7 protein-coding genes (1 of these 7 only partly in view) are annotated in these 25429 nt (G+C 38.1%); all 7 read right to left on the bottom strand.

Annotated elements, in window-relative coordinates; genetic code table 11:
• Positions 1-14 precede the first annotated feature (14 nt).
• Entirely contained in the window at positions 15-1037 is a 1023-nt protein-coding gene (fliM, locus tag PHV30_01680; protein ID MDD5455723.1) for a flagellar motor switch protein FliM, read from the bottom strand.
• The gene (locus PHV30_01675; GenBank protein MDD5455722.1) at positions 1034-1909 is read right to left on the bottom strand and encodes an HDOD domain-containing protein; all 876 of its coding nucleotides are present in this window, start codon (positions 1907-1909) and stop codon (positions 1034-1036) included. Before PHV30_01675 ends, fliM begins: the two co-directional genes overlap by 4 nt.
• A gap of 11 nt (positions 1910-1920) precedes the next feature.
• The gene (locus PHV30_01670; GenBank protein ID MDD5455721.1) at positions 1921-2724 is read right to left on the bottom strand and encodes a protein-glutamate O-methyltransferase CheR; all 804 of its coding nucleotides are present in this window, start codon (positions 2722-2724) and stop codon (positions 1921-1923) included.
• Between the two features lie 15 nt (positions 2725-2739).
• Positions 2740-3225: a chemotaxis protein CheD gene (locus tag PHV30_01665; protein ID MDD5455720.1), complete on the bottom strand. Its 486-nt coding sequence runs from the start codon at positions 3223-3225 to the stop codon at positions 2740-2742.
• A gap of 15 nt (positions 3226-3240) precedes the next feature.
• Positions 3241-3924 carry a DnaJ domain-containing protein gene (locus PHV30_01660; protein ID MDD5455719.1) on the bottom strand — a complete coding sequence of 228 codons (684 nt, stop codon included), beginning with the start codon at positions 3922-3924 and terminating at the stop codon, positions 3241-3243.
• 1 nt (position 3925) lies between these two features.
• On the bottom strand, positions 3926-4618 hold the full coding sequence (gene cysE / locus PHV30_01655) for a serine O-acetyltransferase (protein ID MDD5455718.1): 693 nt from the start codon (positions 4616-4618) through the stop codon (positions 3926-3928).
• 64 nt (positions 4619-4682) lie between these two features.
• Positions 4683-25429 carry the 3' portion of a hypothetical protein gene (locus PHV30_01650; GenBank protein ID MDD5455717.1) on the bottom strand. It continues 15697 nt past the right edge of the window, so 20747 of the gene's 36444 nt are visible here — the last part of the coding sequence; the start codon falls outside the window, past its right edge — the gene reads right to left on this strand; the stop codon is at positions 4683-4685.

The following is a 25429-nucleotide window of genomic DNA, read 5'->3' as shown; positions in this document are numbered from 1 at the left end:
CCTTTCCTGATTTTTCAAAGAAGATTATCATTAACGCCTTTTATTTTTATTGCGTAGTGATTATCAGATACGCCCAATTCCCCGGTAAACTTTTTTAACCCGCCTACCCAAAGCAGTAAATCGTTATATTTTTTGGTTTCCAGTTTTACAATATCGCCGACTTTTACAGATATCAATTCTTCAATTGTAAGATTGGTTTTTCCCAATTCTGCGGAAATATCTATTTTTGCGCCTTTTAAATTTCTTTCCATCTCTTCGGACTTTTTAACGAATTGATGCTGCATCCTCACAAACTGGCTTTGCAGCAACTGATTTAACACACGCTCAATTGCTATATAAGGTATACAAAAAGTAAAAATACCGACCCCGTCACCTATTGTAATTTCAAAAACCATTTTTAATACTATGTCATTCGGCTGGACAAGGTGAATAACTCTGGGATTATTTTCAATGGTAATAATACGAGGTAAATCCTTCATTACATCGCCCCAGCTTTCTTTCTGATGTTGAAAAAGCTTGTCCAGAATATTTTTTATAATTGTCATTTCAATTTCGGTGGGTTCCATTCTCTCGGTGTCGACTTTCTTTCCTTCGCCACCCAGTAATTTTTCCACAAGCAGCATGCCGATATTAACATCCAGGCTAAGAATGGCCTGATCATCAATAAAAGAAATTATATAAAATAGTGATTTTTCACTGGAATCTTCTATATATTCCGAATAGGTATGTTGCTCGATATAGGTTAAATGAACTTTCACATCCTGGCGGAGATAAACGGATAAAGAAGCACTGAACAAACGGGCCATGTTATCATGGAAACTTTTAAGTATTCTCAGTAAATCCTTGGAAAATTTATTAGGTCTTCGAAAATCATATTTGGTAATATGTTGAAATTCTTCAATAAAACTGGACTTTTGTTGAGTGACCGCTGTTTCTCCTTCTTCAACAGTATTTTCTACCACAGGTGTTGCAGCCCCGTCATCCATAACTCCCATCAAGAGCGCATTGATTTCCTCCTGAGATAATATGCTGCTCATTGTTCTGCCCCGGGTATTTCCAGACTATCTGTTTTTAATTCGTCCATGATCTGAATCATCAAGCTTTCCATATCAGCTCCTTCCAGGCCCAACCTGGTCATTGAATCCGGGCACAATTCATAATTAAGGCCGTCATAACCGAGCCCCAGGCCCATCATTTCAACCACCACATCAGCAATATGAACCATATGAACCGATACATTCTCGGGACTGGCATTTTGCGGATGATGATGATAACGTATTGACTCAATAAGCTCATCCGACAGGTTCCATTTTTCTGCTATCTTAGCTCCTATTTCACCATGATTAAAGCCCAGGACCTGTTCCTCAGCTGCCAGGAAAGTAATACTACCTTTGCGGAATAAACGGATAACATCAATAAATTTGTCCTTGGCATACTGGTCCAGGATTATCTTGCCTATATCATGAAGCAAGCCCATAACATATACTTCTTCAGGGTTAATATGTTTTACTTTCTTGGCAATGATACGGGAACCTATAGCCACAGCATAACTGTGTTTGAACAAAGCACCCTTTTCCAGGGCATAACTGACAATACTTTTATCAAACATGGAATAAGTGGAAACAGCCAAAGCCATATTTTTAATGGTATTATAACCCAGGCAAACAACCGCATGAGAGATCGTTTTTATTTGTTTGGAAAAACCGTAATATGAGGAATTGGCCAGCTTCAATATTTTAGAAACCATGGCCTGATCTTTTTCTAATACGACAACCAGATCTTTCAGTTCAGTGTTCGGATCTCTGGTAAGCTCTATAATCTTTTTTACCGTCACAGGCAAAGGCATAATGTCGTTGAGTTTTAAGATCAATTCTTCAAATAATTCGTTTTTTTGCTGTTCTTCTGTCATATATTTTCCCTTTACTTATAATAAAACAAATTAGTGCTATTTTTGAAGCCTATTTGTTTTGCATTTAAAATACTTTCTGTACCTCCGATAAACAAAACCCCATTGTCTACCAAAGAATCATAAAATTTTTTATATAAAATATCTTTTGCTTCCTCTGTAAAATATATAACCACATTCCGACACAATATTAAATCAAATCCTTTGGGGAATGTATCTCCCAGTAAATTACCAAGCAAAAATTTTACATTCCTTTTCAGTTTATCTTTTACTTTCCATTTTGTTTTATCTGCCTGAACATCAAAATATTTATCCAGTATATATTTGTTCAGGTTCTTAATCTCTATATCTTTATATTCTGCGGCTTTGGCGTTTCTTACAATATTCTCATCAATATCCGTCCCGATTACAGAGTAGTCTACTCCCTGGAAATGTTCTTCAAAAATAATTGCCAGTGTGTAAGCTTCAGCCCCAGTTGAACAACCTGCACTCCAAATTCTTACAGTATGTCTGCCCTGATTTCTGGAATTTTTAATTAGTTCAGGCAAAACTTTGGTCTTTAGTTCCTCGAATTTTTCAGGGTTTCTAAAAAATTCGGTTACATTAATTGTGATGTAATCTTTGAAGACTTTTAAGGCTTCGTCATTTTTTTTCAGCAATTCTGTAAAAGAAGCCAAGGTTACACATTTATATTTACTGATAAAAGACCTGATCCTTCTTTTCATTTGAGCCGGTTTGTATTGATTCAAATCAACTCCGAGGATACTTTTTACATCCTGTTTAAACTTTTCATATTCAATATCGTAAGTATCTTCCATCAATTCCCCCTAGCTCTAAATTTCTCTCTCTTTCATTCCTATCATCCTGGAAAAAACCTTGCCTGTGGCAATTTGTATCGAAAATGTGCGCCCATTGCAACCACCGACATCTTCACTCGTGGGGACAATATGATATTTGCTTAAAGTCTCCTTAACGGCTACGATATTTCTCCCCCCGATATCTAAACTGCTCATATTATTATACTGGAACATGTTGGCGCCACCGGCAATTTTTACAAAAGAAGTGGCAACCTTCCCTCCCAATAACAAAAATTTATTAAGCAGCACCGGTATACCGGTATCGGCAAAACGTTCCGGTGTGGTAGCAAAATCTTTCTGTATTGAACTGCTGGGAAGAACGACATGGATCATGCCACCCAATTTGCAGCTAGTATCATAGATGGCTACACCCACACAAGACCCCAAGCCATGTGCGATTATAATATCATCCGGATTTCTCGAGAATTTAATCTCTGCCAAACCCACGCTAATACTGGTCATATACTATATGATATGTTACTTTTTTTCTAATAACAACCTTTCTATATTTTTATAAACATCCGGTGTTATATAATAATCATTTTCTTTAAATTTAAGTTCAAGATCGTTAACTTTTTTACTCTCCATTTGCGAACAATCATTATCCAAAAGCTCAGTAACTTTTCCGCCGCTAACAAACCCTAAAGCTAATCGGTAATTGCTCACAAAAACAGGCTTAAACAATAAAACTTTATAACCATTATCAAGTTGCCTTACACCCTCACTATATATAAGTCTATTTATCAGATAATAATTAAATTCCCCAAATTTCGCCATAACAGGTTCCCGTACCCAGGTTAAATCCAGGCTGGATATTACACGGTCTATAAGACTAACATCAAAATAAACTTTCTGCTGAGTATCATTTTCAGGGACAATGGTTTCTATAAAAAAACTCTTTTTTTCTTTGAGAATTATTCTTATATGCGGTTGATAAATTATTCTCTTTTCCTGATTTTTACCATGTTCAATATCCTTAACCAGAATTTTGTAAGCCTCGAGTATCCTTTTAGTCTGAGTTTCAGCCCAGTCTTTGTGTTTGGGATGTTGATCCGGATGATATTTTTTTAGTAACTTTTTAGTTGTTTGTTTAATTATGCTGACACTGGAATCTTCAGCAACATTTAAAATCTTGAAATATTTATTTTTATTTACAATCATTTTAAGACTTTTTATTTGCAGACAGGTCTTTTACTTGTTTCTGCAAAGTTTTAATTTGTTTTTCCAATTTTATAAAGTTTTCCTGAATCGGGTCTGGTACATTTCCCAAGTCTAGTGATTCTACCATATCTTTATTTGTTCCGGAAACTATTCTTCCAGGATTTCCCACCACTGTTGAATGATCTGGAACATTCTTTAAAACTATCGTGCCCGCTCCGATTTTACAATTATTCCCTATTCTTATATTGCCCAGGATTTTAGAACCCGCTCCGATTATTACATTATTGCCTATTGTCGGATGTCTCTTGCCTTTTTCCTTGCCCGTACCGCCCAATGTAACCTGATGATACAAAATTACATTATTGCCAATTTCTGCAGTTTCGCCGATAACTACCCCGTCACCATGATCGATAAACAGAGCATCTCCTATTCTGGCAGCAGGATGAATTTCTATAAAGGTAAAAAATCTGACAATTTGTGATAATAATCTCGGAATAAAAGGAATTCTGACAGACCATAACAAATGATTGATCCTGTGCATGGAGGTGGCATAAAGGCTGGGATAGGTCAAAACTTCCAGAATATTTTTAGCTGCCGGGTCTCCAAGAAATATCGCCTGAATATCTTTATGGATGTAGGCAATAAGCACCAATAACAGGAATAAACTTGCCAAAAAAATACTGAAAATGATCATTGTTCAATATTATATCAAAGATACCCCGTTTTATGCTATCGGACTATTAGGAAATATTATTTTATTAATGCAGAACACCAACCATAAACTTCACAATATTCTGAGGACCTTCTTTGTCAGCGGAAATAACCAATATATAGCCGCCTTTGCCAACTTTTTCATTAATCGCATTGGTTCCATCCCATGCTACTTTGTTCGGTTCTTTGGAATTTCCCCCGGTTTTGCCTGAGACAAAATTCATTTCTTTAACGAAATGACCAAGCGCGTCATAAATCTTGATCGATACATTGGCGTCTTTATTCAGTTCATAAATAATTGTTCCATCTTCAATCTCAGACCGGAAAGGATTGGGATAAAAAGAAAAATTATAAATAATTTCAGCGGGTTTGATTACATCAGAATAGTCGGACTCCATCCAGTCAGTATATAAGCTGGCATTATTAAGAGCACGCATTCTGTATTGATAACGTTTATGCAGGTCCAAATCAACCATTTTAAAGTAATTCTGCGTTAATGTTGTGCTGATATCTTCCCATTTCTGGTTTGTGCCTGACCTTACCTGCAATTCATAACATTTGACTCCGGATTCGTCATCTTTGGCCGAAGGCCAGGTAATATAAAAGACATTTTGCTGATTATTATCTTTATTCCCGATAACATTCTGATTTATAAATATCTTGCTGCCGTCTGGTGTAAGTGGAGGTGTAAGATCCACTCTGAAGGTTGTAATCTTTTCATTGGAAACATAGATGTTGCCTAAGGGGTCAGTACCATATGTCCTTAAATTCAGATAGTATTCATTATTGTGTTTTAAGTTGATATTGCTAAGCAAAATTTTCTTGTCCATAATATACTGCTGTTTTTCAATATTAAACGGAGTCCATGCCAATACATCACTGGAACCTCTCTTGCTGCCAAGCGAAGCTTCAATTTTATAAATCATATTATTTTTTTCTTTTATATAAGCGTCAAAATTAAAGGTTAAAATATCTGCTTTATTTACAAATTGAGGGATGTTTACTTCGGAAATAATCGGACGACGTGTATCTATAATATTCAATTCTCCAAAGACAATATTTTCAGTATTAATTATCTGCCCGTTAACAGAAATATTGCTTTTTTCCATGATACACTGAATGCTGCCGGTGTTGGCGTTTTCTCTGATTTGCAATTCTACATAAATATAAGGTGAACCCGTAGTAACGACCAGTTGTGGTAGTAATGTTATATTCAGTTGTGATTCATTTTTGTTTATTATCGTTGATAACATCGTACTGTTGTCCGGTATCATGGATAAATCGGATACAGATGAATACAGTCTGAAATCCTGGATATCATCAATAGTTGTGTTACCGGAAACCCTGAATCCTATCTTGCTCAGGTTGGATGTATAAAAATCGGTCAGGAACCTGAATGATGCATAACCACGGACCACGTCACCCTGGAATACGTCGCCATAGTATAAGTTCCTGTTACTGATAGATACTTTGGGAATATAATTGGCAACCATAAGAGTGGAAGATGATAAAGGCATATAACTGTCATTTACGATATCTTCTTTATTGATCAATCCTACATTTTTATTATTGAGGATAACCATTCTGATGCTGCTGCTTACCGGTGTATCTATGGCCAGATTGCCTACAATAAAATACTTCTGACTTACATTACTGATAGAAGCTCCGATATTCTTTAAGATTATCTTGTCGCTCAATATATTTATGTCCGTGTTATCAAAACAATAATCGTCATTTTTATTAAATATCCCGTCATAATTTGTATCCTGATACATTTTAAAATTATTTATATAATTAAGCGGCAGGTCACCCAGGATATTGAGTGTTAAGGAGTTAACCTTAACACTGTAAGGATAACCTTTCATTAAAAACTCAAAAAACACTACGTTCTGATCATATTGTCTGACCTGCACTGTTCTGGAGGGCATCGCCGTATCTTCATTGTAGATTTGCAGCATATTAAAACCGTTCCTGATGTCTATGGTCGGAGTTGTATAAGGCAAATTATCGTTTTTAACAATATTATACGAACTGACGCCGAAATAGCTCTGAACCATCTTTAGTCTAAACGGCTCCATGGCTGAATTTTCAATATCTCCATAGACATAAAAAGTTCTGGGGTCTTTGATTTCCAGGCCGTTGAAAAGGAATTCGACCGTGGAGCTGTCATTTTCATATAAGGTTGTATTTAATAACTGGCCGTCTGCGGATACCAGTTTGAGAGTGCGTAAAGACTTATGCAGCTCATCATTGATTTTTTCCACTTTCAAAGAATTCAATATAACTTTGGCAGATGGAGAAACCCCGATCATCATTAAGGGCACGTTAGTACTCCAGCGGCCGACATTCCTGGTTAAAACATTAATGCTGATCACCTGCAAATAGGGCTGAAGTTGAACGTGGATATCGGTGGTATTTCCAGCCAGGTCTTGTACTGTTCCGATGAATGATGATTGTTTTTGCTTGTTGGGAATAATGCTTGCATACCAGCACTTATCTGTCAGTTCTGTAAAAGTAAGGCTTGTGTACGTATCGTCATTATAAACTATATCCGAACTTAATATTTGTATCTTTTCCTGACAGTTAATGGTCATATTTATCAATTGACCGGGCAAACTATTAAATGGCGTATAATTTAAGGTTACTACCGGCGCGTCAAAATCCACTGTAATACTTTGCACAGCCGGAGTTATATTAACATAACCGTTAACGTTCTTTACCCAGGCATAGAAAGTTTTATTCAGATAACCCTTACTATGGTCATAACCACTGTAGTCGAAATTAATCAGTTTCCCGTCTATGTTCCAACTGGTTAGGACCAGATTGAAATTCATGGAGGACCAACGCGGATCCGTTGTTTTAGGTACGGTTCCGAATGTATCATCAACTATATACCAGACGGATTCGTTATCGGTTACTGCCAGCCATAAACGTACTTTGTCATCATTTGCATACTGGGTCTGATCATAATTGTTTCTGTCTGAAATCTTCAATCTCGGTTTTTCCGGATAGAGCATCTTCAGGTAAACGCTCTGCATTCCTGTATTAAGCGTCGATACGTTACCGGCCCTGTCTGTCATCAGAATAGAGACTGACACCATACCTTCTCCGAAATCCTCAGTAAAATAAAATTCAGCGCTGTATTTCTTGCCTGAACCTGAAATACTCATGTAGCGAGTATTGGATAAAGAATTAAAATATAAGGAAACCGTAGGCTGCAAATCCAACTCCTCGGAAATATCAATAAAAAATGTTTGCCGGCCATATCCCATTTTATCTTTTCCGAAAATAATATTAGCAATGGGTAGTGTTTTATCCAGAGTAATTGAGGCCGTTGTCGGTTTAAGGCTAATATTGTTAATATTTTTTACCCAGGCGTACAAAACTTTGGTACCTTCTGTTTCATCATTGATATAATACTGCGGATTAAATGTGGCCCATCCCGGATCTGCCGCATCAGGTTTTGTGGAATTAAGTGTAATGATCCACCTGTAGTCCGGGAAATTCAACCCGTATGAAGATGAAACTATAACGTTGCATGTGTTGGTCCAGTATCGGCTGCCGTTTTTGGGATTATAAACCTTAAAATCAGGTTCAAGAGGTGTATGAAGGCGTATATAAATCTCATTTATACTGTTAATCGGTTTTGTTACTACCAGACCAGCTTTATCAACAACTCTGCAAATAATTTCAGCTATGCCGTCACTTACTACATCCGCGACATTAAGCGTAGCCACAAAACAATTACTGCTGGGCATATTAATATTAAAAGGATAAATATTATCAGCCACCTTGAATCTGATATTTGTATCGTTTATCTTGATATCCCTGTTAACATTAAACGTCAGCCGTAATTCAGCCGCAGAATTAAAATTTGTCTGATTAACCGTAAGTGTAAATTGTGGCTTGGTAGTAAACATATTTACCGTTATTTTTTGCATAGAATAATTGCCTGCATGGTCAACAGCTACGACCGATATTGTATTTAAACCCTCATGGTCAACGTTTATGACAGCACTTAACTGGTCCGTAAAATCAAATATTTGATAGGTCGGAATACTCTCCAGGTTTTGAGTGAGAATAACGTAAGGTTTGGCCTTTAATCCCAGGTTATCTATTGACTCCGAAAACGTGATCTGTATCTCCTTATTATCATAATATCCGGGGACAGGGTCATAATTATCTCCTGCGCTGTCCAGGTCTGGCAACAGGCTTATACTAACCGGCGAAGGAGAAGTTGTGTCTACTGTTACGCCTGCAAAAAATGTTGCGCTGTTCCCGGCCTTGTCAATAGCCATTACCTGAATATCCTGTATGCCTTCAGTTGTCATAAACCCGTAATAAAATGCAGAATCCTGAGAAGTCGTCCAGCTATCATACGGCGCCAAACTGCTGCGAACACTGTATGGTTTGTCGCGCAGCCCTCCACCAACCGGTTCGGCCCAATGGAAGTCAACTGTAACACGTCCGTAATTTCCTGCTTCCGGTGAGAACCAGGGTGTATGGCGCTCATCATTATGAATAATTACATAGCTATTGCCCGGGGGATTATTGTCCACATAAACTTTCTGAATGCATGTGGTTACATTACCGGCATCATCAACAATCCGAACTTCAATATTTATCGGCAAGAGGTCCGCAGGAATCAATTTTACATTAAATGTATTGGAACTGAATTTCCCATAATCGTCCGAGCTGTTCCCTTTGACGAACAAATAATCTTGTCTTAAATTTTCAGTCGCCATGGAATTCCAGGTTATACTTCCATAAATAATATCCTTCTTATGCCAGCCGTTCAAAGGAGCTATTTCGTTTTCACTCACAGCATCCGGAGAAATTATTATGCTCATATTATTTATAGAAGGTACCTGTGTGTCTATACTTACGGAAACTTCTGCGGTGGCCATATTCCCCGCTTTATCAAATGCTATTATTTCCAGAGTATATTTGCCGTCAAAGGATACAGCTACATTTTCCAGTTTTTCCGATGAAAAATAATCGCTCCATGGATTTACAGTAACACTTCTTATCCTGAACCTATATGGATTCGCTCGTAATAATCCGTCATCCTTGGGTGGAGATAGATCAACATCAAAAGTTTTTCGGTCATACCAGCCGGGCAGAGGGTCGATCCCGTCTCCACTGCTGTCTTTGCACGCGCGTAATGTAGCTTTCAAATTTTCCGGTTGTTTAGTATCGATATAGACAAGTTTTTTACCTTCAATTTTTAAGCCGTTTACCAATTGTATGCCATATATAATATATAATCCTGATTTCCCGGTTTCACCGCAGTAAATGTCGTTGAATGTAGGTGAAGCTTGATAAATTACATTAGTTTGACCGTTAGTATTATATAAATAGTACTGCATATTTTTAGTCATATTTTGCTGTTCTACCAGACTAATATAATTTGTTGTAACAACTATGTTCAGTGTGTGTGTGTCGTACCAGTTCTCTTCAGGAATAATATTCTGGGCCTGGTGAGTTACTCCGGTTTCTTTGATGTCTATGGATATAAAATAAATATCCTGCGTAATAACAAAGGAAGCCACATTTACAAATCCTGACTTGACCGTAGAATTACCTGCTTTGTCTTTCACTTCCACAACAAACTCCTGCGGAATACCCCAGGTTGTAACAATGGCTGTCTGGACATCTGTGCTCCATGGAGACCACTGGGCGTTTGGAGAATTCACATTATGATAGCGGTAAGGCATATTGGACAGACCGGCAGAGTCCATACCCAACCATTCCCAGTGTATTAGCTGATGACTGTACCAGCCGTTAATAAGTTGATGGCCTAAATCATCCTTGTCCGGAAGCAGGACAAATTTGCTGAATGTTGGCGCACCCAGATCAACTCTGTAAGTATTACTTTCCATTTCTTTATAATTTCCGGCTTTATCATAAATTCTCATAATCAATTTTCTGGTATTATAATCTTCAGATACAACAAAATTTTCATATTCATTTATACTGGGCAACATATTCAGGCTGACCCAGTCAGACTTATTATTTACACGTACCTGGCAGGAAGAAGAATATCTTAAGCCGCCGAAATCAAGGGGTGAAGCCCATTCCAGCTGCAAGGTATTATCGTTATACCAGTCATCTTCGGGTACGTAGGCAGGATTTTCCTGAGTGTCAGGTTTAATTTTAAATAAAAAGTCATCCGGAGGAGTAAGGTCTATATTTATGCTAGCTTTGACTTCGGTGATATTCCCTGCTCTGTCTACTGCCCTGACCCAAATATATGATGGTTCTCTGTCCGAATACGAAGTATATTTCTCCTTGGCTTCAAAATTGCTGGCTTGATTTATCGAAACAAATCCGCCATAAGCTTTGACTTCACTCATATATTGATATGGCAACAAACGCAATCCGCTTTGCGTATCATTCGGTGTAGTCCATACAAAGTTGAGATAACGACTATGTGTCCAGTCTTTTTCAGGTAATATCCCGCTACTGTTCACATCTGAGGTATCAGGTATTATATTGATGTTAAACGTGGATGGCGAAATGAAGTCCAGACAAACTGTAGCCGATGCCGTAAGGACGTTGCCGGATTTATCTGCTGCAAGCAGGGTGACATTGATAGTTGTTTCAGTGGAGTTTGTTTTAAAATCTTCAATGTGCAAAGCGTTAGAAAAATCAGACCAGGGTAAATTATTGATCTTCAATCTGAACGGTTTGTCTTTTAGTAATAAATTATCTATAGGTAATTTCCAGACAAGGTCCAGAGTATCGTCATTATACCAGCCGTCTTCGGGCTGTAGTTGATCCGGGCGATTGTTTATATCTGGCTTTATCGTAAACGTCATGTTCCCGGTTGGTGGGGTAATGTCAACATGAACATCATGGTAGGTATTTAATACATTCCCTGCTTTGTCCACAACCGCTACAATAATTCTGCTGTTCCTGGTAACGCTCTCATCTTCCGGAACAAAAATATTGTTAAAAGTCGGAGAACTCTGCATCACATTCCAGATTATCTGTGTTGTACCCGAAGTGACTACTCTGGCGAAGTAAGCGTTCCCTCGTAATCCTGCCAAATTATCATAAAGTACGTTACCACTTGTGCTCTCTAATATAAAATCAACCGTATTATCGTCATACCAGCCGTAATCAGGGTCAGCTCCGTCATCCCTGTCGGATTTGTCCGCAACCAGATTAATATTAATATTACCTAATGGTGGAGTGTAATCTATGGTTACTTTAATTTCTTTGGTAACAAGGTTACCTGCCTTATCGGCTATACCGGCATAAATAGTATAAACACCCTCATTATTAAAACCAATTTGGTCAATCTGATTTCTGGTCGTACCGATATGAGCATAAACAATATTGTCCAGTCCTTCCTGATAATAACCCAGCCCTGTATAATTAAACGAACTGAAACCAGGCAAAGAATATTGCGGGTCTGTTTTTACAAAATACCGGTTATTTCTCAGGCCCTTGCTATCATGGACATTCTCGGAAATAATAATGGCGATAGTTGGACTATCATAATAACCATATAAAGGATCTATCCCGTCACCTTTGCTGTCTTTATCCGGAACAAGAAATAATTGGAAATCACCTGTAGGCGGTGTAAAATCAATAAACACCTGTTTGGTGGCAACCTTCACATTCCCTGCCTTATCGGCGATCAAGCCATAAATGATTATGCTGTTTACTTCATTATCTGTTGGTTTAAATGCATAAATATAATTTATAGTCTGGCCAAAGTTCTGTCCGAGATTGATTTCGTCAATATTTTGAACGGTTAAGGTCACGCCGCTTTCATTTTTATATTTGTGAGCTGTATAACCCAGGACATCGTCAGCATCAGACTTAACCAGATATTTGTTAATTCTGAAGGTACCTGCGTCTGTACAATTATTGGAAATAATAAAATTTACTTCAGGATTATCAAAATAATCCAGCAAAGGATCAACTCCGTCATCATGACTATCCTTGCCTTTATCCATAACAATTTCTATCTGGCCCTGAGGTACTTGCGTATCCACTGTGACCAGAATAGTACGGGAAACTACATTGCCGGCAAGATCAGCCAGATAAATAGTGATTGCATGATTTCCTTCCAATGTATTGATATTCATAAATATATTGGCTGTTTGCCCAAGTTGATTTTCAGTTACTGTTAATATACTGCCTCCATAGTTATGAGTTGTCGGAACAAACAAATATGTATAATCGGCAGTTAGTGAGCCGGCTGAGGATTTAACCAGGAGATGATTTACTCTTGGAAAATCATCCGTATAATTCAGTGTTGTAACATCTATATCTACACCGGGATCATCAAAGTAACCGTAATAAGGATGTATTCCGTCAATTCCGCTATCCGAGTCACCTCGTCTGCCGATAGTTGGATTAAACACAAAATCAACGCCCATGGTATTAATTTTTGGCGGATCAACATCAACAACAACAGACTGTGAAATAAACCCTACATTACCAGCCCTGTCTACCAAGCCAACCCAAATAGTAACAGGACCGGTCGGTAACAGAACCGAACCAAAGCTGGGCAGTTCATTGCCCGGTTCATTTTTCTCATCATCTATAGAGTCGTTATGATATTGATAAATATAATTCTTCCAATTTTTTACGCCGTTGATATAAACTGATTCTCCTATATTAGCGGTTGTAATAATATAGCTGTTAACACGTAAACCGGAAACATTATCTGCAGGATTCGCCGAAACTGAAAAGGTAATAATCGCTTGATCAAAAAAGCCTCTGGCTGGCAAAATACCATCTCCGCCATTATCTGTATCATCATATATGTCCATAGAAATCCCGGTGGGTGCTTTGATATCAACAGTAATTCTGTAGGATTTGTTATTGATTTGTCCGTTACCGAGATTATTGATCTGGGTCAAATTGCCTGCTTTGTCCGCGATATAAAACATAACATTGCCATAACCTTCAATCAGTGGGATCTGAACAATTTCAGTGCCACCGCTAACAGGGGCACCATATTTGTTATCAGGATATTTGGCCAGGGCATAAATATTTTTTGATACCTGAACATCAATCGGTTCAAACCGGACATATATTGGTGTATCCCTAAATCCTGAGCCATGTATATCTGTGGCCACGTAATCGTGATAAAGTCCGCTATTAAGTCCTGTTGCCCATTTTGTTGCATCCCACTGTATACTTAGCGTTGCTATAAAACTGTCAAAATAGCCGGGAAGAGGATCTATGCCATCGCCGAAGCTATCTTTGTCCTGCTCAATATCCATTTTGAAAAAGAAATCCCGATCAGTCAGATAAGGCTTGGTTTTATCATAAATTATCGAGAATGATCTCCGTAATATATGGCCCGCTCTATCTCTAACATATGCTTCCAGAACGTACTGATCTTCAACTGCGCAGGTAGCGATTCCAGAATCTGCTAACAGATAAGATGCCATATTCACCTGACCTATCTGCATGGTGATAATCGCGGAATTGTAAGCATCTTTTATAAATTCTTTTGTAAAAGCAGTAGCAACGATATTCTGACTTAGATTTATAAACCTGAAATATATTTTCGGATCCAGATCCGCGAAACCGTTTGAGGTAATAATATTATTTATTGTGACCAGAAAATCAAAAGTAGGTATATCATAATAACCAGGCATCGGAGCAATTCCGTCTCTGCCATGATCTTCACAGGGTATTAAGGAAATATTGAAGGTGCCTCCGTCATCTAGTTCCGGTTCATTCATATCTACCGTAACCCTGCATCCGAACTTGGCGGCATTTTGTGGCAAATTACCTGCCCTATCCAGGACTGTAATATTTAGTGATAATGACCCGCCTTTTGACTGATAACCGCTGAAGCTGTTTACGGTTATCAAATACCTTTCCAGATTAATATCAATAGAGACCACAAATCCACCGGAAAACATATCAATGCTATACTGATAGTCCGTCTGACTGATCAAAGGCATATTTCCCAAACTGGTCAGATTATTCGTCGAATAATTTATTTTCAAATTTTTCGTTGATAGTCCACTGAGCTCGCTAACATTATTTAGAGTAATAACTATAGTCATAGTAGGTTGATCGAAATATCCGTAATCTGGAACAATACGGTCAGGTATGGGTGAGTTATCGGTCATATCCGGAATAAAAGAAAATTCCGAATTTCCGTCAGACATATTGTGCCAGTCAAAAAGCAGCCTCATCGTTTGTGTCGAAACATTTCCTGCCAGATCAACGGCAGTCAGATTAAAAGTAACATTACCTTCCTTTATATCATTTGATATGGAGATATCATAGGTAACACCATTGATTTTCTCGACATCGGCAGTGGGCAGGAACCACTTATCGGTTGTTACCTGCATTTCCCTTGTAAAAATATCACCTGACGAAACAAAATTACCCTGTTTATCGCTACATATCCAGGAGAGAGTGTAATAATACAGTCCATTACCGGATACATAACCATAACCTCCGTTTTCTTCGCCCAAATTATCCCAGGCTGACCAGGTTAACCAAACTGCCTGTTTATTGTACATATAGTCTTCTTCGGGAGGATATCCATCGTTATCTACGTCAAAGTGCGGTGTTCGGTTAAATGTAGTAATTACCGGATTAATAACATCAACATACAATTTGAACAAATTATGCGTAACGTTACCGGCATTATTTCTTACCTTTAATAAAATATCATGATAACTTTGCGTCGGTATTATGTAGGACGTATGGTTCATAATATCTTTACCACTGAATTCGTTGAAATCCTGCCACGTCATAACGGTACTTCCTAAGGTTATGTTCTCGGTGAAGGTTTTACCGCTAATATTTAGCATGTAAGAATCGGTTGGCATTCCCGATTCATAATCTGTGAAAGACTCCAGTCTTACAAAGAAATTAATCGTATTTGTATACAAATATCCGTTATATCCATCCACCGGTTGTATGAAATTCCTGCTGCAGCCGATGTTTTGATAGAAATTGAAAGGTACAGATGACGATGATGTAGGCGGTGTATAATCAACAGTAATACATAGTCCGTAATTATCGAAATCACTTAAATTACCCACTCCATCTATAAATTTAAATAATATCTGCGCAGGACCCAAATATTTTGTCGTACCTATAAATTCGGAAAGATTAACTGTAACATATAGATTTTTACTGCTTAGATTATTAACCTCATCCATATAATTGATCGGATCGTGAGTAACCCAAACCAAATTAGCTGAAATTTTTGAACAGGTGTTGTTAAAACTGATCCAGGCTTCCAGTGGAATAAAATCATACTGTAGCGTACTCAAACCTGTGGCATCGGATACGTTGGAGGTCAAAGCTATTTTTATCGAAACTGTCGGCTGGTCATAAATTCCGGGCACTTTTCTTACATCAAAAGGAGATATTTCATCAGCAGGATCATCGCTATTATCGTTTGTCCGGTCCACAGTAGTTGTTATGGAACTTACCATCATATTGATAGTATTACTCCAGTCAAACCACAACAGTTTAATAGTGTTTGATTTGTTGCCGGCAAAATCATAAGCATTTATTCCTATCGTTACCTTCCCTTCATTAATTTGGTTTAATAAATAACCCGGTGTTATAATAAACTCTTGCGTTCCATCCGGAATAATATTTTTCGATATATAGTTTATTGTCCCGAACTTTTCATAGTACATCTCACAGAATTTAATTCCATTATGATGCGCACTACCTCCGAATATAATTGCGTCCAGTGGGATTGTATAAACCGCGTCTGATGCACCCCAGTTTATCGTTACTACTTGCAGTGTATAGAAATTATGGCTGGAAGCGCTGTAAATGCCACCTGTTGATTCGGAAATATCAAAAGTAGACAATACCGGAGGAAGAGTATCCAGAATAATTTTGTTTACCATTACCTGGCTCAGTCCCGATCTGTTGCGCACCTGTGTTTCCAGAGTATAGATCATGTTATCATCGGTTAATAAATCCTTAATATTAAAATTGCTTGTACTTACAAAATTTCTGGTGATCGTTGAAGGGACATAATTTGTGCTAAGAGGATAACTTTCATAAGGATATTTAGTCGCGATAAACTGATACGGTTTATCGGCCAGGCCCGATTCAGGATCATCACAATTAACTGTTAAGCGTAAATTTTCATTATTACTGCTGAAAAGAACTCCTAATGTTATCCCATAATTCTGGTAAGTAAAATCACTTCCTATAGTTCCGTAATCAATTGTATTCCAGCTAATAGCCCCTCGTGGAGGAGTAATATCGACAGTAACCGGGAATGGTCTGCTATAAGTATCCAGTTGATTTCCGGCTCCGTCTATAAGGTTTATTCCCAGTTGCAATGCGCCCATGTTCATTCCGAGACCGATACAGTCCTCCAGATTAACGGTTACATCTATGGTTACATTTCGTAAGTTGGGCACATCGATAATATTTGGCAAACTGTCTCGGTCATAATGACTATAAATATTAATAGAAGAAATGGGGTAGACATTATTTAACGCATCTATTACATGCATATCCAGGGGTATATGATGCATCGGCAAATAACTGAATTGAGTTAAATCCTGAGCGTTGGAAGACATGACAAAAGATATAAAAATGTTCAGCTCATCAAAATAATTCGGACCACCCACGTCCATAGGCGAACCGCCCAGTCCGTCTGCATCTGTGTTATCCATAGCCAGCATGCGATCAACCTGATTATTCAGATCATTGTCCCCGTCGAAAAATACCGGACCGAAACTTCTCGTAGCCACATTTCCCGCAAAATCAAAGGCTTCCAGCTTAATATAAATCGTACCATTGGAAAAATTAGTTCGCACATAGTCATAGCCGAGTATATAGCTGTTTTGAGCTGTCGGAAAAATATTGTCGCTTATAGTTAACCAGTCTGTCCAGTCTAGAGAACCTACTTTTTTCTTATAAAATAAAGAATACTTGTAAATACCTTGATGTTTTTGCTGGCTAAAATTTGGGGGCAGTTCGGAAAACCAGCAATTATCTGTGGCTATCCAGGTTATGTTAAAAGTTTGTACCTGACAGAAGTTGGCGCTGCTGGATTCATATTTTGCGACATTTTTAGCCAGATTAACTTCAAACGCACCGATACTTGGTGGCATTTGGTCCATAATAATATTCAACGTATTAAGCTTCTCCACAATACCAGTACCATTTGCCCCAAACAGGATCACCTTATAAATATAATTGTTAACACTTGTAATACCGCTCTCAAAAATATCCAGTGTCGGACAAGCGCTCCATCCCCTGCTCCAGGTTGCGGGCTGCCCGCCTCCCGAAAATCTGCTTACATTAATATCATACCAGTTCCAGCTGATGGCCAAGCCGCTTTCATTGTCCCAAAAGTTAGCGGACAAGACTATTTGGTTGTCACGGCTGGAATAAGCGTAATCCCTGCTGATCCCATATTGGGTAAGACCTTCGGGGCTACCGATATAACCAAGCCCTTTCACATAATCAATTTCACCCATCGGAGCAGTCAAGTCTATAGTTACCGAGAAAGGCATGAATATTGAATTCGTTGTATCGGAAAGGTTACCGGCGCCATCTATAAATTTTACAAAAAACTTCAAGCTACCGGTGAAGAAAGAATTATCCACGAAATTAGCAAAGTCAACATGTACCTGAACGGAATATGATGCCAGATTTGGTGTGTCATCAAGCAATTTCTTGTGATTATATGTTACTGACAGGGCGGAAATTGGCACGCTGAGAAGGGAATAATCATTAGTACCAACATAAACTTCCAGTGGGATATTGGGAGAATTCAAATAACTCAGCTGAGTAAAATCATTAGCTGTAGTTTGCAGGAGTATTTTAAAATCGATCGTTACCTGATCAAAATAACCCTGCTGTCGTATTGCTTCATAAGGAGTCAAATCATCATCGCTGTTATCGGAATTATCCGATACGGCTATGCAGGCAGATACCTGCAGATTTATTGTATTGATCAAATCCATATAAAAAGGACCGATATCTGATGTCGACAAATTGCCCGCAAAATCAAAAGCAAACAAACGGAACATGATTTTGCCTTCTTTTACAACATTCAACAGGTAACCCTCTGTAACTATAAGTTCATTATCCAGCGTAGGCTCTATCGAAGCGCTGATTGAGTTCCATAAAGTGTTTTCCTGGGGTTTATTATAATATAGCTGATAATAATGTATCCCCTGATGATTTTTATTATTAAAAAGTTGCGGGTCAATGTTGAAAACATTATCCGAGGCTGTCCAGACCAACCCCAAGTCCTGATATTGGATAAAATTGCGGCTGGATGGTTTATAATTTTTAAAATTGTTAGACTCATTAATATCAAACTTGGTGATATTCGGTTTAATATTATCTATAACCACATATCTGGGACTGTCCTGATAAACTATTCCCGTATTGTTGGCCACAGCGCATGTTATTCTGTATTTTTTATTAACAGTGTTTGTGGAATCTTCATTTGTATTTAACTGAGGATTGTTCCTCCAGTGCCTGTCCCAGGTTGCTGTAGTTTCCGTACCAAAGTCAACATTAAAGTCTGCCCTATTAACTATAAAATCATTCCAGCTCACAGCCAGACCGCTTTCACTATCAGAAAAATTAGCCGAAAGTATGCAATTATTTACGCTGCTAAATGCCGTATTAATACTTATTCCTGTAAAATTGTACAGGTTATCCTGGCCGATAAAATTGAATCCGGGCGCGAAAACAGTCTGTCCGACCGGAGCTGTGAAGTCAATTGTAACCGGCACTCCCGAACTGGTAGTAGGTGACAGATTGCCGGCACCATCAACAAACTTGAAATACAGGTTCATTCCACCCAAATAATTATTGGTACCGACATACTCTTTTAAATCGACAGTAACCTGGAGTAAATAATTTGCCAGGTTCGGATATTGATCGATTGATTTAGCGTTATTAAATGTGACCAGCACACAATCATTATTTACTCTGTTTTGGACAGAAGCAGTCTGCACAAAAACTTCCAGAGGTAAATAGCTGAACGGTAAGGTGTTGAACTGTGTAAAATCATGAGCATCGGGTTTCATTAGGATTGTTAAATTCAATGTTGTCTGGTCATAATAACCGTTCTTACGGCTGGCATCATAAGGAGTTACATTAAAGCCATCTGACACATCATCAACGTTATCGGTGGCAGGATGTATATCGGCGACTTTTTCATTAATGGTATTTGACCAGTCATAATAAAGTGGTCCGATATCAAATGTTGAGACATTATTTACAAAATCAAAAGCATAAAGTCTGAAAACGGATTTACCTTCACCTACTGTATTAAGTATATAATTTTTAGATATGCTATATTGCAGAATAGTCGGGAATACACTGCCGCTGATATTTATTTCGCTGCTCTTAATAAACGTCAGTCGATAGTATTGTTCACCATTATGAGGCATATCATTGAATATTGCGGATTTCCCACCTTCAAAATAAACATTATCGGATACCTTCCAGTTAAGGGTGATATCCCTGGCCCCGATAAAATTGGCGCTACATGGCGCGTAATCCAGTTGGCTCATAACCTGTTGAGAAATAATTATCGAGTTTATTGTTGGTGGAACAGTATCATAGATAAAGTTTAATGACCGGGTGACCAGAATACCTACATTGTTTTTATTATAAAGCAATACTTCATACCAGCAATTAGGAGAAATTATGTCAAACTTGTCATCACCCAGATTTACAAGATTATGAGTGGCGGCTTCCCAATCTCTCGTGATTGTAGCTAAAAGATTATGACCGAAATTATATTTTTTTATTACAAATTTATAAGGAAGATAGGCCAAATCAGATTCAGGATCATTATAATTCGCTTCGGTATAAACATTTTTGTCTTTATGAAAGGCAAAATTTAAGGTAATTCCATAATTTGTAAAATCTGGAAGTGTGCTGATACGTATTATATTCCCATTATCATTCTTATAGTTATAAGTTCCCACAGGCGCAGTTAAATCCACTGTTATTCTGTTACTCAGGTTACTTGTTAGAGAAAGATATCCGGCCCCGTCGATTAGTTTGTTCTTAATCGTAAACCCACCCATATATTTGCCCACTCCCAGATATTCCCCCATATCAGCTGTTATTTTTATCACATAACCACCGATATTATTATTATCGGCTATGTTGTGTATATTATTAAAAGTTGCCCAGGTCATATTCGGACTGATCAGAAGTTGTTTGTCCTGCGTAATTATCCATATCTCTATAGGTATATTCTCGGTATTTAATGTGTTCAACTGAGTCAGGTCAAAAGCGCTGTCGGTTAAAACAATCTCATAATTAATTGTTGTTTGATCAAAATAACCGGGTGCGAATGCCGAATTTGAAGGAGTTTCCCCATCATTCTGATTATCCGCGTCACTTCTGACATTATTAAAGCTGCTAATCATTGTGTCGATTACGTTCCCTGTATCAAAATAAACGATCTGCGTAGCGGACTGCATATTTAAAGCATAATCCCAGGCATTTAACGTAAATTTGACTTGCCCCGGGTGAATAACATTGACAATCGTATCCCAATCAAGCACCAGGTCCTCATATAAAGTCGGAACAAAAGCGCTACCCAGCTCGGAATCCCGAGCAATGGTCGTATTTACAGAACTGAAAACATATCCTTTTCTCGACGGCTGACTTAAATTCTCAAAACGCAATTCGTAAAACCAGATACCGCGGGCATCACCGCCGGTAAGATATCCGTTGGAGCCTGCCCCCAGATTATCTACTGCGCTCCAGGATACCACCACGTTCTGACTACCGTAATAATAATCATTAGCAGCAGGGTAATTTTGACTTACAGATTTGCTGAAGGCAAACTTGTTAATATCCGGAACCACGCTATCCAGCACAACGGCGTAGCTTGACCTGGTTGTCAGGGCAGCCTTGTCGCTGTAATAAAGATCAATTTTATACAGACCTGTTCCCTGGCTAAGATTGTTGCTTATTATTCTGTTACTCTGATTGTACAAACTGTTTTCTACGGGCGTACCGAAATTATAGTTAATATTTGTGGTTAACGGTGTAAAATAAATTTTCTTTCTTAAAAATTTGTCGTTTTCAGCCATTCCGCTTTCCGGATCGAAATAATCACCATAAGCGAAACTTACTGTTTGGCTCTTTAATCCGCTTAAATAAATTATGTCTCTAACATCTGTGAAATTATTCAAAGAAACATAATTGAAACTGCTTATTCCAAAAGAAACATAAGAACCTGTCGGTGTGTTGTTAATTATGGATAACCCCGCTTTTGCATTTAATCTCTGGTTATTATATGTGATCAAATAAAACTCCGAGTATCCTGGTTGCAGCTGAGGTTCGGTAATATCAATCGTACATTTTACCCAATAGCCGTCATCAAGTCCGAATGGAGTTCCGGAAGAACCGACCGGGGCCACAAATACATTAATGGTTATGCTCTTTGTGGTTATCGAAAGATCAGGATTATGATAAGTTTGATAATAACCTGTATTCAATATATCCTTGCCTTCAGCTGGGACAGGGCTGAAGAAATTAAAATTGAAAGTCGTCTGACAGGTATATAATCCTGCTGTTTTTACCCAGGGCAGATAATTATAATTATAATAAACATAACTGTTCTTTGTTATATTACTGGTAGGTTCTTTGGTCCATAATACGCCAAAATACGCTCCTCCCAGCTCATTCATGGTGGCAAAAATATTAAAACTTACCACTCCCTTGTTATAAATACATTCCCTGGGATCGAATGTGCTGGTCTGTAAAGGTGAATAAAGTTCACTTTGTTCCAGATAAGTATTTCGCAAGTTGCGGGTTAAGGCCCTGGCATTATCCGGATTATATGTGTTATCCGGAATTATATTTAAAGTGATGTATTTGTTAACTACTGTGTTTTCTATATTCAATTTGTTGTTTACCAGGGTCCACGATTTATTCCCGGCATAATCCACAGCATCCAGTTTTACAAGATAACTGATATTTTGTGTGTTTAGTCCCGATATTCCGGATCCGAATAAGGGGTTATCCGAGACAATCAGGTCCCTGCTGATATACAGACAAAAATTAAAATTTCTGGTTAAAATACCTGAGGAATCGACTGTTGGCGAACGCTCGGGGATATTATAACTTGGCCATTTTGCGTCGAATAAACCATAACTGTTATTAATTAAAGCATTAAAACTTACAGCAGGTATGGTTAAGGTGGTAAAATTTACTGACGTCACACTCACATAATTTCTGGAAACAGATATTCTTACACCAGCGATGGCATAAGCATTGTTGCTTAAATACCCCTGTTCCTTAAAATTATCAGTAACAATAAAGTACAATCTGATCCCGTCATGACCATCATAAAAAAATGATTTATCCACATTATAAGGATCATTGGGCATGATAGGGGCCAGGCCATAACCGCTCAAATATGGTTTCTCAAAAATTGCTGCTGCCGGGCTGACTGCCGAATACCAGTTTGTAGACAGATTCAAGGGAACAAAGCTTGGGGCCAATGTGTCATAATAAATCACCAGATTTCTGGTGCCGTAATAATTAAAGGCATTATCCATCCAGATCAGGTCCATTATATTTACGCCTTGCTCGATATTGTCTGAGACCAGATCAAAATCCTGTTCCCAATTTTTTGTCAAACCGTTGTCAATTATCCTGTAACGGAATGGAGTGCTCGAAAGGCCAGCGCCAGAGACCGGGTTGTCATTCATGGTCACACCCGCGGCATTCTTGGAAATCCAGTTGGCTTTTGTTAAAAGATCTTTAACGCCTACCCAAAGTATTTCCTTGTACCTTTGCATTTCTGATGGTATAACACTTCTGACAAAAGATGACGGCATATTTACTTCCATGACAGGGGAATCAATATCTTCGATATACAGGATGTTGCTTGTAAGCGTTAAAGCTCCAAGTTTTTTCCGGTTAGATGTGGTGAAGTCTGGATACTGATATATTGAATTGTATGTGATACTCGGATATTGATCATCAAAACAGTATTGAATACGCAGCGATACATAATTATCTCCATAAATATTCGGCATATTTACAGAAACAAACGAATTCGTGCTTTTTTCCAGTGGCGTATAATAGTTGCCGGCTTCTCCGGACAAATTCAGGTTCTGTATAAAAAATTTACCGCTGTATTTGTAATTAACGGTTGTTACATTAATTGTCAGAGGATTATTCTGATTAATGGCGTTCAAGCCCGCAAGAACATTTATGGTAGAATTAGCCGTGGATAAAAAGATAGGTCTCTGGTTCCAGTCGCGCAGACTGTGTACATCACCGCTCAAAATAACATCTAGGTCTACATTAATATTTACGGTGTCGATCTGATAGATACCATTAACGCTTACAGGTTTATAGGAATAATCTCCCCAATCCTGTTGGGAGTTGATGTTTCTTAAATTGTAGTTATGTGATGACTCATATGTTAAACCCACTCGCTGAGCACTATACAAATTAATTGGCTTGGAAAAATATACGTTCTGAAAACTGATCGTAGCCACATTGTTGCCCAGATCCATCGCGGCCAATTGCAAAGGGGCCCCCTCAACAACCGCATTTATGGATATTTCTACCAATTCTCTGGTATCATCCCACATTCTATCTCTTAGATTTTTACTTCTATAAAGATGGAACAATGTTGAATCAATAACATCAGCGGGAACAGCGTTAATAAATCTATAACTGGATCCCTGTAAAGCTATCCCGTTAAATTTGAGCTTGTTTGTAGTTTGCTCATTAGCTGTTAGGGTCATAGTGGAGTAATCCCAAGACTCGGCAAAACGAGCATTAATAGTGTTAGACTGTTGGAAATAACCCATTTCAGTGGTTTTTTGATCAAAAACTTTAATATAAAATTTCTGGTTAGCCGAAATTACAATAAAATCAGACCCCCAATTATTAGTACTCGTTTCCACATAAGGATAGAAAAGGCCTTTTTTGAGTGTTAATAAATTTTGAGTATCACTGTACTGGTTATTGCCAATAGGGAATAGCGGTATGCGGTTGGTTTCGTCGGCGAACCAGCTGTAGTTTGTATCATTTTCCGGATTGAATACTGTTGGGAATGTTCCAATGGGAATGATACTGCCGGTAACTCCGGACGGTGTTTTAATATAAACCTTAAAGTCTTTACCTAAATACAGTATCCCTGAAAAAGACGCGTCTATGCTGGGTGGGTTAATGTCTTCGTAAATATAAACAGCTTTTGTGGTAATATTCCCCGCCCAGTCGGCAACGGTCATTAGCAGACAGTAAAACCCCGTATAATTTTCCGATAGTGCAAAGTTTATTGCATTGTCGGGCAGAATATTTGTCGAATCAACTACTCCCCGAAAGTTGAGATAATTATCGGAACAAACAATATCTGCGCTGATCATACTGAACTGAGCTAATCCGATATTCTGCGAAATATGTATGGCATTGTTTGTTAATGTCGCATTAATTGCCTGCGTTATCGGTATACCGAAATTAAAGGTTATGCCATTGATACTAAAGGAGGGAACATATGGATTAGATGTTATAAAATATCCCGATTCATTATTGGTAGACTGTAGTTCAAACAGATCAAATTGTATCTTGGCGATACCTGAACCGATATTGCCAGTTTGAGTTGATGAATAATCCTTCAGATATATGGAACAGGTAACCTGGTTACCGTCTATCAAATAGTATTGTTTACCCTTAAAAGGTCGTGAATAATTATATGCATTGGAGCTGCTTCGTAAAAGCAAATTCAGGCTCGGTTTGGTCGTATCAACCAAAAATAACTGTCCCTCGGAAGGTGTAGATATATTCCCTGCCCTGTCAACTG

Source organism: Candidatus Margulisiibacteriota bacterium (genome assembly GCA_028715625.1).
In the GTDB taxonomy this organism is placed as follows: Bacteria; Margulisbacteria; Riflemargulisbacteria; order GWF2-35-9; family GWF2-35-9; genus JAQURL01.
This window is presented reverse-complemented; position numbering and strand designations above follow the sequence as displayed.

Coding starts and splice junctions, on each gene's coding strand:
- fliM (MDD5455723.1), bottom strand. CDS start 1,037: ATGAGCAGCATATTATCTCAGGAGGAAATCAATGCGCTCTTGATGGGA.
- PHV30_01675 (MDD5455722.1), bottom strand. CDS start 1,909: ATGACAGAAGAACAGCAAAAAAACGAATTATTTGAAGAATTGATCTTA.
- PHV30_01670 (MDD5455721.1), bottom strand. CDS start 2,724: ATGGAAGATACTTACGATATTGAATATGAAAAGTTTAAACAGGATGTA.
- PHV30_01665 (MDD5455720.1), bottom strand. CDS start 3,225: ATGACCAGTATTAGCGTGGGTTTGGCAGAGATTAAATTCTCGAGAAAT.
- PHV30_01660 (MDD5455719.1), bottom strand. CDS start 3,924: ATGATTGTAAATAAAAATAAATATTTCAAGATTTTAAATGTTGCTGAA.
- cysE (MDD5455718.1), bottom strand. CDS start 4,618: ATGATCATTTTCAGTATTTTTTTGGCAAGTTTATTCCTGTTATTGGTG.